The following is a 15181-nucleotide window of genomic DNA, read 5'->3' as shown; positions in this document are numbered from 1 at the left end:
CATGCCACATGACGACGACGGGAGAGCCGATGCGTACGCCGCGCCAGCCGTCCCAGCATTCCACGAACGACCGCCTGAACTGGTCGTTCATGGATGCTCGCCCTGCTGCGCAGGGTATGTACGACCCCCGCAACGAGCACGACGCCTGCGGCGTCGGCTTCGTCGCCACCCTCACCGGCGAGGCGTCCCACACCCTGGTGGATCAGGCCCTCACGGTCCTGCGCAACCTCGAACACCGCGGTGCCACCGGTTCCGAGCCGGACTCCGGTGACGGCGCCGGAATCCTCTCCCAGGTCCCGGACACCTTCTTCCGCGAGGTGGCCGGATTCGAACTGCCCGAGGCCGGCGGCTACGCGGTCGGTATCGCCTTCCTGCCGGTGGACGGCGCCGACGCGGCCGTCGCCCGCATCGAGGAGATCGCCGCCGCCGAGGACCTGACCGTCCTCGGCTGGCGCGAGGTGCCGGTGGCGCCCGAACTGCTCGGCGCCACCGCCCGCTCGACGATGCCGGTCTTCCGGCAGATCTTCGTCACCGCCGGTGAGCTCAAGGGCCTCGACCTCGACCGCAAGGCGTTCGTGCTGCGCAAGCGCGCCGAGCGCGAGGTGGGCGTCTACTTCCCGTCGCTGTCCGCGCGGACCATCGTCTACAAGGGCATGCTGACCACCGGCCAGCTCGAGCCCTTCTTCCCGGACCTGTCCGACCGCCGCTTCGGCTCCGCGATCGCGCTGGTGCACTCCCGGTTCTCCACGAACACCTTCCCGTCGTGGCCGCTCGCGCACCCGTACCGCTTCGTCGCGCACAACGGTGAGATCAACACCGTCAAGGGCAACCGCAACTGGATGCGCGCCCGCGAGTCCCAGCTCGTCTCCGACCTGTTCGGTGCCGAGGACAGGAACCTCGAGCGGATCTTCCCGGTCTGTACGCCCGACGCCTCGGACTCCGCCTCCTTCGACGAGGTCCTCGAACTGCTGCACCTGGGCGGGCGTTCGCTGCCGCACTCCGTGCTGATGATGATCCCGGAGGCGTGGGAGAACCACGACTCCATGGACCCGGCCCGACGCGCCTTCTACCAGTACCACTCCACGATGATGGAGCCCTGGGACGGCCCCGCCTGCGTCACCTTCACCGACGGCACCCAGGTCGGCGCCGTACTCGACCGCAACGGCCTGCGCCCCGGCCGCTACTGGGTCACCGACGACGGTCTGGTCGTCCTCGGCTCCGAGGTCGGCGTCCTCGACATCGACCCGGCGAAGGTCGTCCGCAAGGGCCGCCTGCAGCCCGGCCGGATGTTCCTGGTGGACACCGCCGAGCACCGCATCATCGAGGACGACGAGATCAAGGACGGGCTCGCCGCCGAGCACCCCTACGCGGAGTGGCTCGAGGCCGGCGAGATCGAGCTGCCCGACCTGCCCGAGCGCGAGCACATCGTGCACACCCACGCCTCGGTCACCCGCCGCCAGCAGACCTTCGGCTACACCGAGGAGGAGCTGCGGGTCCTGATCGCGCCGATGGCCAAGGCCGGCGCCGAGCCGATCGGCTCGATGGGCACCGACTCGCCGATCGCCGCGCTGAGCGAGCGCCCGCGCCTGCTCTTCGACTACTTCACCCAGCTCTTCGCGCAGGTCACCAACCCGCCGCTGGACGCGATCCGCGAGGAACTGGTCACCTCCCTGCGCTCCCCGCTGGGTCCGTCGGGCAACCTGCTGGAGCCGACCGCGGCCTCCTGCCGCAGCGTCGTCCTGCCCTTCCCGGTGATCGACAACGACGAGCTGGCCAAGCTCATCCACATCAACGCCGACGGCGACATGCCCGGCTTCAAGGCCGCGACCCTCTCCGGCCTGTACCGGGTGTCCGGCGGCGGTGACGCACTCGCCGAACGCATCGAGGACATCTGCGCCGAGGCCGACGCCGCCATAGAGAACGGCGCCCGGCTGATCGTCCTGTCCGACCGGCACTCCGACGCCGAGCACGCGCCGATCCCGTCGCTGCTGCTCACCGCGGCCGTCCACCACCACCTCATCCGCACCAAGCAGCGCACCCAGGTGGGTCTGCTGGTCGAGGCCGGCGATGTCCGCGAGGTCCACCACGTCGCCCTGCTCATCGGCTACGGCGCCGCCGCCGTCAACCCGTACCTGGCGATGGAGTCCGTCGAGGACCTGGTCCGCGCGGGCACCTTCCTGCCCGGCATCGAGCCCGAGCAGGCCATCCGCAACCTGATCTACGCCCTCGGCAAGGGCGTCCTGAAGGTCATGTCCAAGATGGGCATCTCCACGGTCGCCTCCTACCGTGGCGCCCAGGTCTTCGAGGCCGTCGGTCTCGAGGACGCCTTCGTGGAGAAGTACTTCAACGGCACCGCCACCAAGATCGGCGGCGTCGGCATCGACGTCGTCGCCCAGGAGGTCGCCGCCCGCCACGCCAAGGCCTACCCCGCCTCCGGCATCGCTCCCGCGCACCGCGCGCTGGAGATCGGCGGCGAGTACCAGTGGCGCCGCGAGGGCGAGCCGCACCTGTTCGACCCGGAGACGGTCTTCCGCCTCCAGCACTCCACGCGCTCCGGCCGCTACGACATCTTCAAGAAGTACACCGAGCGGGTGAACGAGCAGTCCGAGCGCCTGATGACGCTCCGCGGCCTGTTCGGCTTCACCTCCGACCGGCAGCCGATCCCGGTCGACGAGGTCGAGCCGGTCTCCGAGATCGTCAAGCGGTTCTCCACCGGCGCCATGTCGTACGGCTCCATCTCCCGCGAGGCGCACGAGACGCTCGCCATCGCCATGAACCAGCTCGGCGGCAAGTCCAACACCGGTGAGGGCGGCGAGGACCCGGAGCGGCTGTACGACCCGGCCCGCCGCTCCTCCATCAAGCAGGTCGCCTCCGGCCGCTTCGGTGTGACCTCCGAGTACCTGGTCAACTCCGACGACATCCAGATCAAGATGGCCCAGGGCGCCAAGCCCGGCGAGGGCGGCCAGCTCCCCGGCCACAAGGTCTACCCGTGGGTCGCGAAGACCCGGCACTCGACGCCGGGCGTGGGGCTCATCTCCCCGCCGCCGCACCACGACATCTACTCCATCGAGGACCTCGCCCAGCTCATCCACGACCTGAAGAACGCCAACCCCCAGGCGCGCATTCACGTCAAGCTGGTCTCCGAGGTCGGCGTCGGCACCGTCGCCGCGGGTGTCTCCAAGGCGCACGCGGACGTCGTCCTGATCTCCGGTCACGACGGCGGCACCGGTGCCTCCCCGCTGACGTCGCTGAAGCACGCCGGCGGTCCCTGGGAGCTCGGCCTCGCCGAGACCCAGCAGACCCTGCTGCTCAACGGCCTGCGCGACCGGATCGTCGTGCAGACCGACGGCCAGCTCAAGACCGGCCGTGACGTGGTCATCGCCGCGCTGCTCGGCGCCGAGGAGTTCGGCTTCGCCACCGCCCCGCTGGTCGTCTCCGGTTGCGTCATGATGCGCGTCTGCCACCTGGACACCTGCCCGGTCGGCATCGCCACCCAGAACCCCGTCCTGCGGGACCGGTTCTCCGGCAAGGCCGAGTACGTCGTGAACTTCTTCCAGTTCATCGCCGAGGAGGTCCGCGAGCTCCTCGCCGAGCTGGGCTTCCGCTCCATCGAGGAGGCCGTCGGCCACGCCGAGATCCTCGACGTGACCCGCGCGGTGAACCACTGGAAGGCGCAGGGCCTGGAGCTGGCCCCGCTGTTCCACGTGCCCGAGCTGCCCGAGGGCGCCGTCCGCCACCAGGTCGTCGCCCAGGACCACGGCCTGGAGAAGGCGCTCGACAACGAGCTGATCAAGCTCGCCGCCGACGCCCTCGCCGCGTCCGGCGCCGAGGACGCCCAGCCGGTGCGCGCCCAGGTCGCCATCCGCAACATCAACCGCACGGTCGGCACCATGCTCGGCCACGAGGTGACGAAGAAGTTCGGCGGCGCGGGCCTGCCCGACGACACCATCGACATCACCTTCACCGGCTCCGCGGGGCAGTCCTTCGGCGCCTTCGTCCCGCGCGGTGTCACGCTGCGCCTGGAGGGCGACGCCAACGACTACGTCGGCAAGGGCCTGTCCGGCGGCCGGATCGTGGTCCGCCCGGACCGCGCGGCCGACCACCTCGCCGAGTACTCGACCATCGCGGGCAACACGATCGCGTACGGCGCGACCGGCGGCGAGCTGTTCCTGCGCGGCCGGACCGGCGAGCGGTTCTGCGTCCGCAACTCCGGCGCGACGGTCGTCTCCGAGGGCGTGGGCGACCATGGCTGCGAGTACATGACCGGTGGTCACGCGGTCGTCCTCGGCGAGACGGGGCGCAACTTCGCGGCCGGCATGTCCGGCGGCATCGCCTACGTCATCGACCTCGACCGGAACAACGTCAACGCAGGCAACCTGGGCGCCGTAGGGGCCCTGGACGACGCCGACAAGCAGTGGCTGCACGACGTGGTCCGCCGCCACCAGGAGGAGACGGGCTCCACCGTCGCCGAGAAGCTGCTCGCCGACTGGGACACCGCCGTCGAGCGCTTCAGCAAGATCATCCCCAGCACGTACAAGGCAGTGCTCGCCGCCAAGGACGCCGCCGAGCGAGCAGGTCTCTCCGAGACCGAGATCACCGAGAAGATGATGGAGGCGGCGATCAATGGCTGACCCGAAGGGCTTTCTGAACCACGGCCGCGAGGTCGCCAGGTCCCGTCCGGTCGAGGAGCGCAAGAAGGACTGGAACGAGGTCTACGTCCCCGGTTCCCTGCTGCCGATCATCAGCAAGCAGGCCAGCCGGTGCATGGACTGCGGCATCCCGTTCTGCCACAACGGCTGTCCGCTGGGGAACCTCATCCCCGAGTGGAACGACTACGCCTACCGCGAGGACTGGGGCGCCGCCTCCGAGCGGCTGCACGCCACCAACAACTTCCCGGAGTTCACCGGCCGCCTGTGCCCGGCTCCGTGCGAGTCGGCGTGCGTGCTCGGCATCAACCAGCCGCCGGTCACCATCAAGAACGTCGAGGTCTCGATCATCGACAAGGCGTGGGAGACCGGTGACGTCGCCCCGCAGATCCCCGAGCGCCTCTCCGGCAAGACCGTCGCGGTCGTCGGCTCGGGCCCCGCGGGCCTGGCCGCCGCCCAGCAGCTCACCCGGGCCGGCCACACGGTCGCGGTGTACGAGCGCGCCGACCGCATCGGCGGCCTGCTGCGCTACGGCATCCCCGAGTTCAAGATGGAGAAGCGGCACATCAACCGCCGTATCGAGCAGATGCGCGCGGAGGGCACCAAATTCCGTACGGGCGTCGAGATCGGCCGCGACATGCCGGCCACCGCGCTGCGCAAGCGGTACGACGCCGTGGTCCTCGCCGTCGGCGCGACGACCGCCCGCGACCTGCCGGTGCCGGGCCGCGACCTCAAGGGCATCCACCAGGCCATGGAGTACCTGCCGCTGGCCAACAAGGTGCAGGAGGGCGACTACGTCGCCCCGCCGATCTCGGCCGAGGGCAAGCACGTCGTGGTGATCGGCGGCGGTGACACCGGCGCCGACTGCGTGGGCACCGCCCACCGCCAGGGCGCGGCCTCCGTCACCCAGCTGGAGATCATGCCCCGCCCGAACGAGGAGCGGAACCCGGTCTCCCAGCCGTGGCCGACCTTCCCGATGCTCTACAAGGTCACGTCCGCCCACGAGGAGGGCGGTGAGCGGATCTACTCCGTCTCCACCACCCACTTCGAGGGCGACGAGGACGGCAACGTCCAGTGGCTGCACATGAGCGAGGTCGAGTTCGTCGACGGCAGGCTCACCTCGAAGCCGGGCACCGAGCGCAAGATCCCGGCCCAGCTCGTCACCCTCGCCATGGGCTTCACCGGCACCGACCGGGACAACGGCCTGGTCGAGCAGTTCGGCCTGGACCTCGACGAACGCGGTAACATCGCCCGTGACGCCGACTTCCAGACCAACGTGCCCGGTGTGTTCGTCGCCGGTGACGCCGGCCGCGGCCAGTCGCTCATCGTGTGGGCGATCGCGGAGGGCCGCTCGGCCGCCCGCGGCTGCGACCGCTTCCTCACCGGGGCGAGCGAGCTGCCGGCCCCGATCCGCCCGACGGACCGCTCGCTGATGGTCTGACGAGCGGTACGAAAGGTGACCTGACGGTCCCTCACAGACGTCCCGTACAACGGCGTACGGAACACAGAAGGCGCCTGCCCTCAGTCCCCGACCGGACGACCGGGCAGGCGCCTTCGCGCGCTCAGGGAAGCCTGTAGTGGTCCCCGTACATCTCCCACACCAGCGGGGTGTCCAGGCCGAGGTTCCCCGCCTGCAGGAACCGGCGCTGGGCCGTGTCGACGCGGGAGGTGTCGCGGTCCGGGTACCGGGTCAGCATGGCCTCGCGGCGGATGTCGAGGAAGGCGTTCAGGTACTCCTTCTCGGAACCGCCCGCGGCGGGCGTCTTCGCCTGCTTCAGCGTGCGCTCGCGCAGGGCGTAGAAGCCGTCCGCGTCGGTGTCGGGGCCGTGGAAGACCATCGCGTCGAAGTAGACGAACTGGCCCAGCGTGCCGAGGCCGTCCAGCTTGGCGAGCCGGACCGCCGGCTCGAAGTAGATGCGGTCGCGCTCCGCCTCCTGCGCCTCCCGGAAGGCGGGCACCTCGGCCTCCGCCTCCCAGGCGGCCGTGAAGCCGGGGTCCAGGCCCTCGTGGGAGTCCGAGCCGTCGACCTCGCGCAGGGCGGGCAGATAGGACGCCAGCCCGTTGTCCGGGTGGTCCTCGGTGTAGCTCTCGACCAGCATGAGCAGGTCGTGGGTGCCGGTGCAGAAGCCGATGATGCCCGCCGTGTAGCCGCAGCCGTCGCCCCCGTCCTCGATGGCCCCGTACGTGGTGCGCCAGTCGGTGGTGGAGTGCTCGGCACTCGCCACCAGCCGCTGGGCCAGCTCCTTCTTCCCGGGCGCGGCCAGCCCCGCCGGCAGGCCGGCGACGACCGCGTCGTCCTCGGCCCGCTCCTCGGCGTCCCGCTTCTCCTCGGCCCGGTCCTTGGCGTCCTCACGGGCCGACTGGGCGGTGGCCGCGGACGGCGCCACCGGGGCGTCGGCCGAGTCCGTCGGCAGGACGAAGTACACCCCCGTGGCGATCACGGGAACGGCCGCGAGGAGCAGCGCACCGGCACGTTTCACTGGGGGATACCTCCACCCGTCAGTTCGGACACCTTGACCACCGCGGCCACCCCCAGCACCACCACGAGCGCCACGCACGCACCCACCTGCACCACCGTCCGCCGCCCGTCCCTGGGAGCGTAGGCGAACGCCAGCGCCACCGTGCCGCCCGCCAGCAGCCCGCCGAGGTGCCCCTCCCAGGACGTGACGAGCGCGGAGACCACCAGCCACAGCAGCAGCCCCCCGATGAACCGGTTGACCTGGCCCATGTCGGCCCCGACGCGCCGGGCCATCACGTAGTACGCGGCCCCCACCCCGAAGATCGCGCCGGACGCGCCGACCACGGCGTCCCCGGGCGCGATCAGCAGCACCAGCACCGAGCCGCCCAGCGCCGACAGCAGATACAGGGCGAGGTAGTGCACCCGGCCCAGCATCGGCTCGACCAGCCGGCCCAGATTCCACAGCGCCAGCATGTTCATCACGATGTGGGCGATCCCGAACGTGCCCTCGGTGGCCGGCATGTGCAGGAACGCGCCGGTCAGCAGCCGGTACCACTCCCCGCCCACCAGCCCCTCCGGGCTGAAGCCCGCGGGGTACGGATCGACCCACAGATAGTGTCCGCCGTCCGGCCCGACCAGCCCCGCGCCCACCATCGCGAACCGGTCCACGACCTCGGGCCGCGCCAGCTCCGCCAGGTACACCAGCACGTTGAGGACGATCAGCACGTACGTCACGACGGGCACCGCCGAGACCCGGCCGCCCACCAGGGTGCGGGCCTGCCGCATCGACCGCGCGCCCTCCTTCACGCACTCGGGGCACTGGTGGCCCACGGCCGCCTCACGCATGCAGTCCGGGCAGATGTACCGCTCGCAGCGGGTGCAGCGGACGTGGCACTCCACCTTGGGATGGCGGTAGCAGGTGGTGACGGTGGACTCGGAATCCACGGGCCGGCTCCTCGGGAGGGACGGGACGGAAGTGAGCCGGTGGGGACGGCGGCGAACAAAATATCGAACACCAGTGGAATGAGCGAATGACGGGGTGGTGACGTGCCGTACCCTCGGGGCCAGTTCCGTGACTAGGGGGAGTCGTATGGCCGCGATCAGTCTCAGCAAGATCGAGGAGACGGCGCCCGCGCTGGTCAGCCTCTACAAGACCGCCGGGGTGTCCCTCACCAAGCACGGTCTGGACGGGCTGCGCGCCGCGGTCTACCTGGTGGTCGACTACTCCGGCTCGATGAAGCCGTACTACCAGGACGGCAGCGTGCAGGCGCTCGCCGACCGGGTGCTCGGCCTGTCGGCGCACCTCGACGACGACGGCACCGTGCCGGTCGTCTTCTTCTCCACCGACGTCGACGCCGTCACCGACATCGCCCTCGCCGACCACCGGGGCCGGATCGAACGGATCGTGTCCGGCCTCGGCCACATGGGCAAGACCAGCTACCACCTGGCGATGGACGCGGTCATCGACCACTACCTGGACAGCGGCTCCACGGCCCCCGCCCTGGTGATCTTCCAGACCGACGGCGGCCCCATCAACAAACTCGCCGCGGAGAAGTACCTCTGCAAGGCCGCCCGTCTCCCCTTGTTCTGGCAGTTCGTCGGTTTCGGCAACCCGACCAGCAAACAGTTCGACTACCTGCGCAAACTGGACGACCTGGCGGTCCCGACGAAGCGCGTGGTGGACAACGCGGGCTTCTTTCACGCGGGCGAGAACCCTACGAAGGTCTCGGACGCAGATCTCTATGACCGTCTGGTGGGCGAGTTCCCCAAATGGCTGGCGGCAGCGCGGGTGCAAGGGATCACGCGTGAGGTGTAGCGCCCCCACAGGGGCGCGGGGAACTGCGCGATCAACCCCCACGCACCCGCACCCGGAAACTGAGCCCCGATACCGCTAGGTATCACACTCCAACACCGTGCGGCACAGCCCACACCGCGCCCGCACGCGCCCCCGTACCGGCACACGAATCCGCTGATGGCACGTAGGACACGGAAACGCCACCCGCAGGGAGCCGTGCTCGGCCGGAGTGAAGCTGTACGGAACGTCCGGCCGCCCCGCGGACACGCGGTGATCCTCCGCATGCCGCCGGTCCCGCGCGTACCGCCGCCTGCCGACCCACCCGGCGGAAACAAGCGGAGGCTGCTGCTCATCCCGGCGCGCCAGCGCCAGCCCTTCCGTGTACGCCGTGTACGCCTGCGCACTGGTGAACCACACCGACGGATCCTCCCCGAACACCACCGCCCGCTTCGCCAGCACGTACCCGAACTCCTCCGGAGTGAGATACCCCAGCTTCTGCGACGACGCCCCGTCCTGACGGAACGCGTCCAGCAGCAGCCACCCCGCCCCCAGGTACGTCGCCACCGTGTCCGTCAGGATCTCGTTCTCCCGCGTCCCCGGGAACGACAGGTCCAGCCGGTGCAGGTACACATGCGCCACCTCGTGCGCCAGGGCCGCCCCGATGTCCCGCCGATGCGTCCGGAACCGGTCGTTCAGCTCGACGAAGTACTCCGGCCCGGCCGCCAGTTCCACGTTCGCCGCATGCGTCATCTCACGGAACCCGACGATCAGCCGCGCGTCCGGCAGCCGGTAGTGCCGCACCAGCTCGCGGGCCACCCGCTGCGCCCCCAGATGGAGATCGTCCGTGTCGCAGAACGCCACATCGGCCGGCGCCACGCTCACCGAGAACGTGCGGACCGTGTCGTACGACAGCCGCCGGTACAGCGCGGTGACGGCCGCCCGCACCGTCTCCAGATGCGGATAACCGTGCTCGACCGGTCCGCCGTTCGCCACGTCTCACCCCCGGACGCCCTGAACCCGGTTCCACTGTACGGGCCCGTCCCGGCCGGTGCCCGCCCCGTAATGTGACCCACCATGACCACCAGCAACACCGCCACCGGCGACGCCGGTCCCGCCGTCCGCGAGGAGCTCGCCCGGCTGCGCGACAGCATCGACAACATCGACGCGGCCGTCGTCCACATGCTCGCCGAACGCTTCAAGTGCACCCAGCAGGTCGGCCGCCTCAAGGCCGAGCACCAGCTGCCGCCCGCCGACCCGGACCGGGAGGCCCGCCAGATCGCCCGGCTGCGCGCCCTCGCCGAGAACGCCAAACTCGACCCGGCCTTCGCGGAGAAGTTCCTGAACTTCATCATCGCCGAGGTGATCCACCACCATGAGCGCATCGCCGAGGACACCGTCAACGGCGCCACGCCCTCAGCGAACCGCACCACGACGTCCTCCCCCGGGGAGTGACAGAACCGCCCGCGCGGAGCATGCTGCCCTGTGCACTCCTTGTCGGCCGGCGAGCACCACCCGCCGGTCCCCGGACAGTCATCCGGTCCCTTGCGAGGAGGGACGCGCCGCATGCCGCCGAACGCCCGCATCCTCATCGTCGACGACCACGAGGACACCCTGTACGCCCTGGAGAGCGCCCTGGCCCCGCTGGGCCACCTGCTGGGCCGGGCCACCAGTGGCGACGAGGCCCTCAAACAGCTGCTGCGCGGAAACGTCGGCCTGCTGCTCCTCGACGTCCATCTGCCCGGCACCGGCGGACTCGACGTCGTGCGCTACATGCGGCGCCTGGAACAGACCCAGCTCATCCCCGTCGTCCTGCTCACCGGCTTCGCCCGCGACCCGCAGCTCGGCGCCGCCGCGTACGCCCTCGGCGTAGCCGATCTCGTCACCAAACCGGTCGACCCGTGGGCGTTGCGTACCAAGATCCGTCATCTCTACGACGCGCACCAGCGCCGGCTCGCCCTGGAACGCGAGGTCCGCGCCCTGCGCGCCCGGCTCGAGGAACGCAACCCCACTCCCGGACATCCCGCCCTGCCCCACCCGCACGCGCACACGCCGCCCGGAGGGCCCGCCGGGGCGCACACCGGGGAGCTCGAACGAGACCGGACATAGGGTGCGTACCCGATCCGCCCCTGTGGTTCGGCGACCGCATCAGGCAGCATGGCCCGCATGTCCGTACTGACGCGCGACGAAGCGCAGAACCGAGCACAGCTCCTCGACGTCCACCGCTACACGATCGAACTCGATCTGACCACCGGGGACGAGACGTTCGACTCCCGCACCCTGATCAGGTTCAGCGCCCGTACGGACGCGGACACCTTCGTCGAGCTCAAGCCCGCCGAGCTGCGCTCCGTCACCCTCGACGGACAGCCCCTGGACGCCGGCGCCCTCGACGGCAACCGGCTGCCGCTGAAGAACCTCACCGCCGGCGAGCACGAGCTGCGCGTCGACGCGAGCATGCGCTACTCCCGCACCGGCGAGGGCATGCACCGCTTCACCGACCCCACCGACGGCGAGACCTACGTCTACACCCAGCTCTTCCTCGACGACGTGCAGCGCGTCTTCGCCGCCTTCGACCAGCCCGACCTCAAGGCCGTCTTCGAGCTGACCGTCACCGCCCCGCAGCACTGGACCGTCCTCGCCAACGGCGTCACCGAGCACACCGGCGGGGGCGTGTGGCGGGCCGCCCCCACCCCGCTGATCTCCACCTACCTCGTCGCCGTCGCCGCCGGCCCCTGGCACTCCGTGCGCACCGAGCACCGCGGCCTGCCCTTCGGCATCCACTGCCGCCGCTCGCTGGCCCCCCACCTCGACGCGGACGCCGACGAACTCCTCGACATCACCCGTGCCTGCTTCGACCGCTACCACGAGAAGTTCGAGGAGCCCTACCCCTTCGACTCCTACGACCAGGCCTTCGTGCCCGAGTTCAACGCGGGCGCCATGGAGAACCCCGGACTGGTCACCTTCCGCGACGAGTTCGTCTACCGCTCCGCCGTCACCGACACCGAGCGCCAGACCCGCGCCATGGTGATCGCCCACGAGATGGCCCACATGTGGTTCGGCGACCTCGTCACCCTCGCGTGGTGGGACGACATCTGGCTGAACGAGTCCTTCGCCGAGTACATGGGCTACCAGACCCTCACCGAGGCGACCCGCTTCACCGACACGTGGACCGAGTTCGGCGTCACCCGCAAGCCCTGGGGCTACGACGCCGACCAGCGCCCCTCCACCCACCCCGTCGCCCCCGACAACGTCGAGGACACCGCCTCCGCCCTGCTCAACTTCGACGGCATCTCCTACGCCAAGGGCGCCTCCGCCCTGCGCCAGCTCGTCGCCTGGCTCGGCGAGAAGGACTTCCTCGCCGGCATCAACACCCACTTCGCCCGGCACAGGTTCGCCAACGCCACGCTCGCCGACTTCATCGAGTCCCTCGCCTCCGCCACCGAACGCGACGTCCACGCCTGGGCCGACGCCTGGCTGCGCACCACCGGCGTCGACACCCTCGTCCCCGAGCCGGGCAACGGCGACAACGTCTACTGGCACCTGGACATCGGGCACCTGGGAGACCCCGGGATCCGGCTGGCGCCCGACCCCGACAAGGACCGCCCCGGGATGAAGCACGCCGGCACCCTCGTCTCGGCCGGCAGCAAGCGCCCGCACCGCATCGCCATCGGCGTCTACGACCACGACCTCCACGACGCCGGCCGGCTCGTCCTGCGCGACCGCTTCGAGGCGGACCTCCCCGCCCGCAAGAACGTCGCCTTCAGCCCTGGCGGCACCCGCCCCGCCCTCGTCGTCCTCAACGACGGCGACCTCACCTACGCCAAGATCCGCTTCGACGCCGAGTCCCTGGACACCCTGCGCGCCCGGCTGTCCGGCCTGCCCGACCCCCTCACCCGCGCGGTGGTGTGGAACGCGCTCAGGGACGCCGTCCGCGACGGCGACCTGCCCGCCGGTGACTTCCTGGACATCGCCCGCGCCCACCTCCCGCGCGAGACCGACCTCGCCCTCGTCCAGGGCGTCCTCGCCTTCGCCTCCGTCCACATCGCCGGCCGCTACCTCACCCCCGACCGGCGGCCGGCCGCGCTGGCCACCCTCACCGAGCTGTGCCGCGACCTCATCCGGCGCACCGAGGACGGCGACCACCCCGGTCTGCGTCTGATCGCCGTGCGGCACCGCATCGACACCGCCGCCCACCCCGACACCATCGCCGCCTGGCTCGCCGACGGCACCGTCCCCGGCGGTCCCGAACTCGACCCCGAGCTGCGCTGGCGGGTCCTCGCCCGGCTCGCCGTGCTCGGCGCCACCGACGAGGCCGCCATCGCCGCCGAACTCGCCCGCGACCCCAGCGCCACCGGCCAGGAGGGCGCCGCCCGCTGCCGCGCCGCCCTGCCCGACGAGGACGCCAAGGCCCGTGCCTGGGACGCCATGTTCGGCTCCGACGACCTGTCCAACTACCTGTTCACCGCCACCGCCCAGGGTTTCTGGCAGCCCGAACAGGCCGATCTCGTACGGCCCTACGTGTCCCGCTACTTCAAGGCCGCCGTCGCCGTCGCCGCCCGCCGGGGACCCGCCATCGCCGAGGCCGCCGGACGCTGGGCCTTCCCCGCCCACGCGGTCGACGCCGAGACCCTGAAGCTCGGCGAGAAGTGCCTGCGCAAGGCCGACCCGATCCCCGCCCTGCGCCGCAAGCTCGCCGACCAGCTCGACGACCTGGCCCGCGCCCTGCGCGTCCAGCAGAAGTAACCCGGCGCCCAAGAACACCCCTCGAAGGCGGACTTACCCCCTTCGAGGGGTGTTCACCGGGCTTTTCGGGCGCCGCCGCCCACTCCCGTCCAAGCTGGACCCTCCCGCGCCCCGCGCCCCGGAGGACAGTCCATGAGCACCCCGCCCCGCGACCTCGTCGGCGTCGGCATCGGCCCCTTCAACCTCTCCCTCGCCGCCCTCGCCCACCCCCTCCCCGCACTGAGCACCGCCTTCTACGACCAGAACCCCCGCTTCACCTGGCATCCCGGTCTCCTCCTCGACGACGCCACCGTCCAGGTGCCCTTCCTCGCCGACCTCGTCACCCTCGCCGACCCCACCAGCCCCTGGACCTTCCTCAACCACCTCAGGGCCAGCGAACGCCTCTACCCGTTCTACTTCGCCGAGCACTTCCACATCCGCCGCACCGAGTACGACGCCTACTGCCGCTGGGTCGCCGACCGCCTCCCCGCGCTCCGCTTCGGCCACCACGTCGACACCGTCCGCTGGAGCCCCGAACGCGCCCTGTTCGAGGTCGACTTCACCCGGCTCGACCCGGACGGGCGGGCCGCCTCGGCGGGTCGGGTCCACGCCCGCCACCTCGTCCTCGGCGTCGGCACCGAGCCCCGGGTGCCCGAGCCGCTGCGGCCCCTCGCCGACGCTCCCGGCGTCCCCGTGATCCACTCCGACGACTACCTCACCCACCGCGACACCCTCCTCGCCGCCGGCCACATCACCGTCGTCGGCACCGGACAGTCGGGCGCGGAGATCTTCCTCGACCTGCTGCGCCACCGGCCCGTCGGGCAGGAGCGCCTCCACTGGATCGGCCGCACCGGGGCGTTCGCCCCCATGGAGTACTCCAGACTCGGCCTGGAGCACTTCACCCCCGACCACACCCGCTACTTCCACGCCCTGCCCGAACCCGTCCGCGACCGGCTCGTCCCCGCCCAGTGGCAGCTCCACAAGGCCATCGACGCCGGCACCGTCGCCGCCGTCCACGACGAGCTCTACCGGCGCACCCTCCACGGCGGCTGGCCCGACACCGTCCTCACCCCAGCCGTCCACGTCCGCACCGCCGGGCGCCTCGGCCCCGCCCGCATCGAGCTCCACCTCGAACACACCGTGCAGCACACCCGCACCCGCCTCACCACCGACGCCGTCGTCCTCGCCACCGGCCACCGCCCGCGCCCCCTCGACCACCTCCTCGCGCCCCTCGACCCCCACCTGCGCCGCGACCACGCCGGCCGGCCCCGCGTCGACACCCACTTCCGCCTCGACCTGGACCCCGCCGTCACCGGCAGCGTCTACGTCCAGAACGCCGAACTCCACACCCACGGCGTCGGCGCTCCCGACCTCGGACTCGCCGCCTGGCGCAGCGCCACGATCCTCAACCACCTCACCGGCCGCCAGGCCTACCCCCAGCCCGCCCGCACCGCCTTCACCACCTTCGGCCTCCACCCCGGAACGCCGCAGGTCCCGCCCGCCCGGCGAGCCGTACGGCTCACCCCACTGGCGGACGGGACCTGACCATCACCCGTACGGAGG

General features: G+C 71.2%; 10 protein-coding genes. 7 read left to right on the top strand and 3 right to left on the bottom strand.

Going from position 1 to position 15181, the window contains the following annotated elements; translation table 11 throughout:
- Nucleotides 1–29: 29 nt before the first annotated feature.
- Nucleotides 30–4631 carry a glutamate synthase large subunit gene (gltB, locus tag AMK33_RS32130; RefSeq protein WP_073936519.1) on the top strand — a complete coding sequence of 1534 codons (4602 nt, stop codon included), beginning with the start codon at nt 30–32 and terminating at the stop codon, nt 4629–4631.
- Nucleotides 4624–6087, top strand: a complete 1464-nt coding sequence (locus AMK33_RS32125; RefSeq protein WP_073936518.1) for a glutamate synthase subunit beta — start codon at nt 4624–4626, stop codon at nt 6085–6087. Before gltB ends, AMK33_RS32125 begins: the two co-directional genes overlap by 8 nt.
- Nucleotides 6088–6208: 121 nt before the next feature.
- Here the strand turns inward: AMK33_RS32125 and AMK33_RS32120 are convergent, their stop codons facing one another.
- Nucleotides 6209–7126, bottom strand: coding sequence for a chitosanase (locus AMK33_RS32120; protein WP_073936517.1), 918 nt, complete (start codon nt 7124–7126; stop codon nt 6209–6211).
- Entirely contained in the window at nt 7123–8049 is a 927-nt protein-coding gene (locus tag AMK33_RS32115; RefSeq protein WP_073936516.1) for a rhomboid family intramembrane serine protease, read from the bottom strand. The genes AMK33_RS32120 and AMK33_RS32115 overlap by 4 nt, the downstream gene beginning before the upstream one ends.
- 145 nt (nt 8050–8194) lie before the next feature.
- Here AMK33_RS32115 and AMK33_RS32110 point away from each other — a divergent pair, with 145 nt between their 5' ends.
- Complete coding sequence (locus AMK33_RS32110) at nt 8195–8920, top strand: vWA domain-containing protein (protein WP_073936515.1); 726 nt, start codon at nt 8195–8197, stop codon at nt 8918–8920.
- Between the two features lie 75 nt (nt 8921–8995).
- Here the strand turns inward: AMK33_RS32110 and AMK33_RS32105 are convergent, their stop codons facing one another.
- Nucleotides 8996–9892 carry a hypothetical protein gene (locus tag AMK33_RS32105; RefSeq protein ID WP_073936514.1) on the bottom strand — a complete coding sequence of 299 codons (897 nt, stop codon included), beginning with the start codon at nt 9890–9892 and terminating at the stop codon, nt 8996–8998.
- A gap of 81 nt (nt 9893–9973) precedes the next feature.
- On the opposite strand from AMK33_RS32105, the gene AMK33_RS32100 reads away from it, so the two are divergent.
- From AMK33_RS32100 to AMK33_RS32085, 4 genes are all read left to right on the top strand, one after another.
- A complete protein-coding gene (locus tag AMK33_RS32100; protein ID WP_073936513.1) occupies nt 9974–10351 on the top strand; it encodes a chorismate mutase in 378 nt (125 codons plus the stop codon).
- 111 nt (nt 10352–10462) lie between these two features.
- A complete protein-coding gene (locus AMK33_RS32095; protein WP_073936512.1) occupies nt 10463–11005 on the top strand; it encodes a response regulator in 543 nt (180 codons plus the stop codon).
- 48 nt (nt 11006–11053) lie between these two features.
- On the top strand, nt 11054–13639 hold the full coding sequence (pepN, locus tag AMK33_RS32090) for an aminopeptidase N (RefSeq protein WP_073936511.1): 2586 nt from the start codon (nt 11054–11056) through the stop codon (nt 13637–13639).
- Between the two features lie 132 nt (nt 13640–13771).
- Complete coding sequence (locus AMK33_RS32085) at nt 13772–15163, top strand: lysine N(6)-hydroxylase/L-ornithine N(5)-oxygenase family protein (RefSeq protein ID WP_073936510.1); 1392 nt, start codon at nt 13772–13774, stop codon at nt 15161–15163.
- Nucleotides 15164–15181: the final 18 nt, after the last annotated feature.

The organism is Streptomyces sp. CB02400 (assembly GCF_001905725.1).
Lineage (GTDB): Bacteria > Actinomycetota > Actinomycetes > Streptomycetales > Streptomycetaceae > Streptomyces > Streptomyces atrovirens.
Note: the sequence above shows the minus strand (reverse complement) of the source record. Positions and strands in the feature narration are given on the sequence as shown.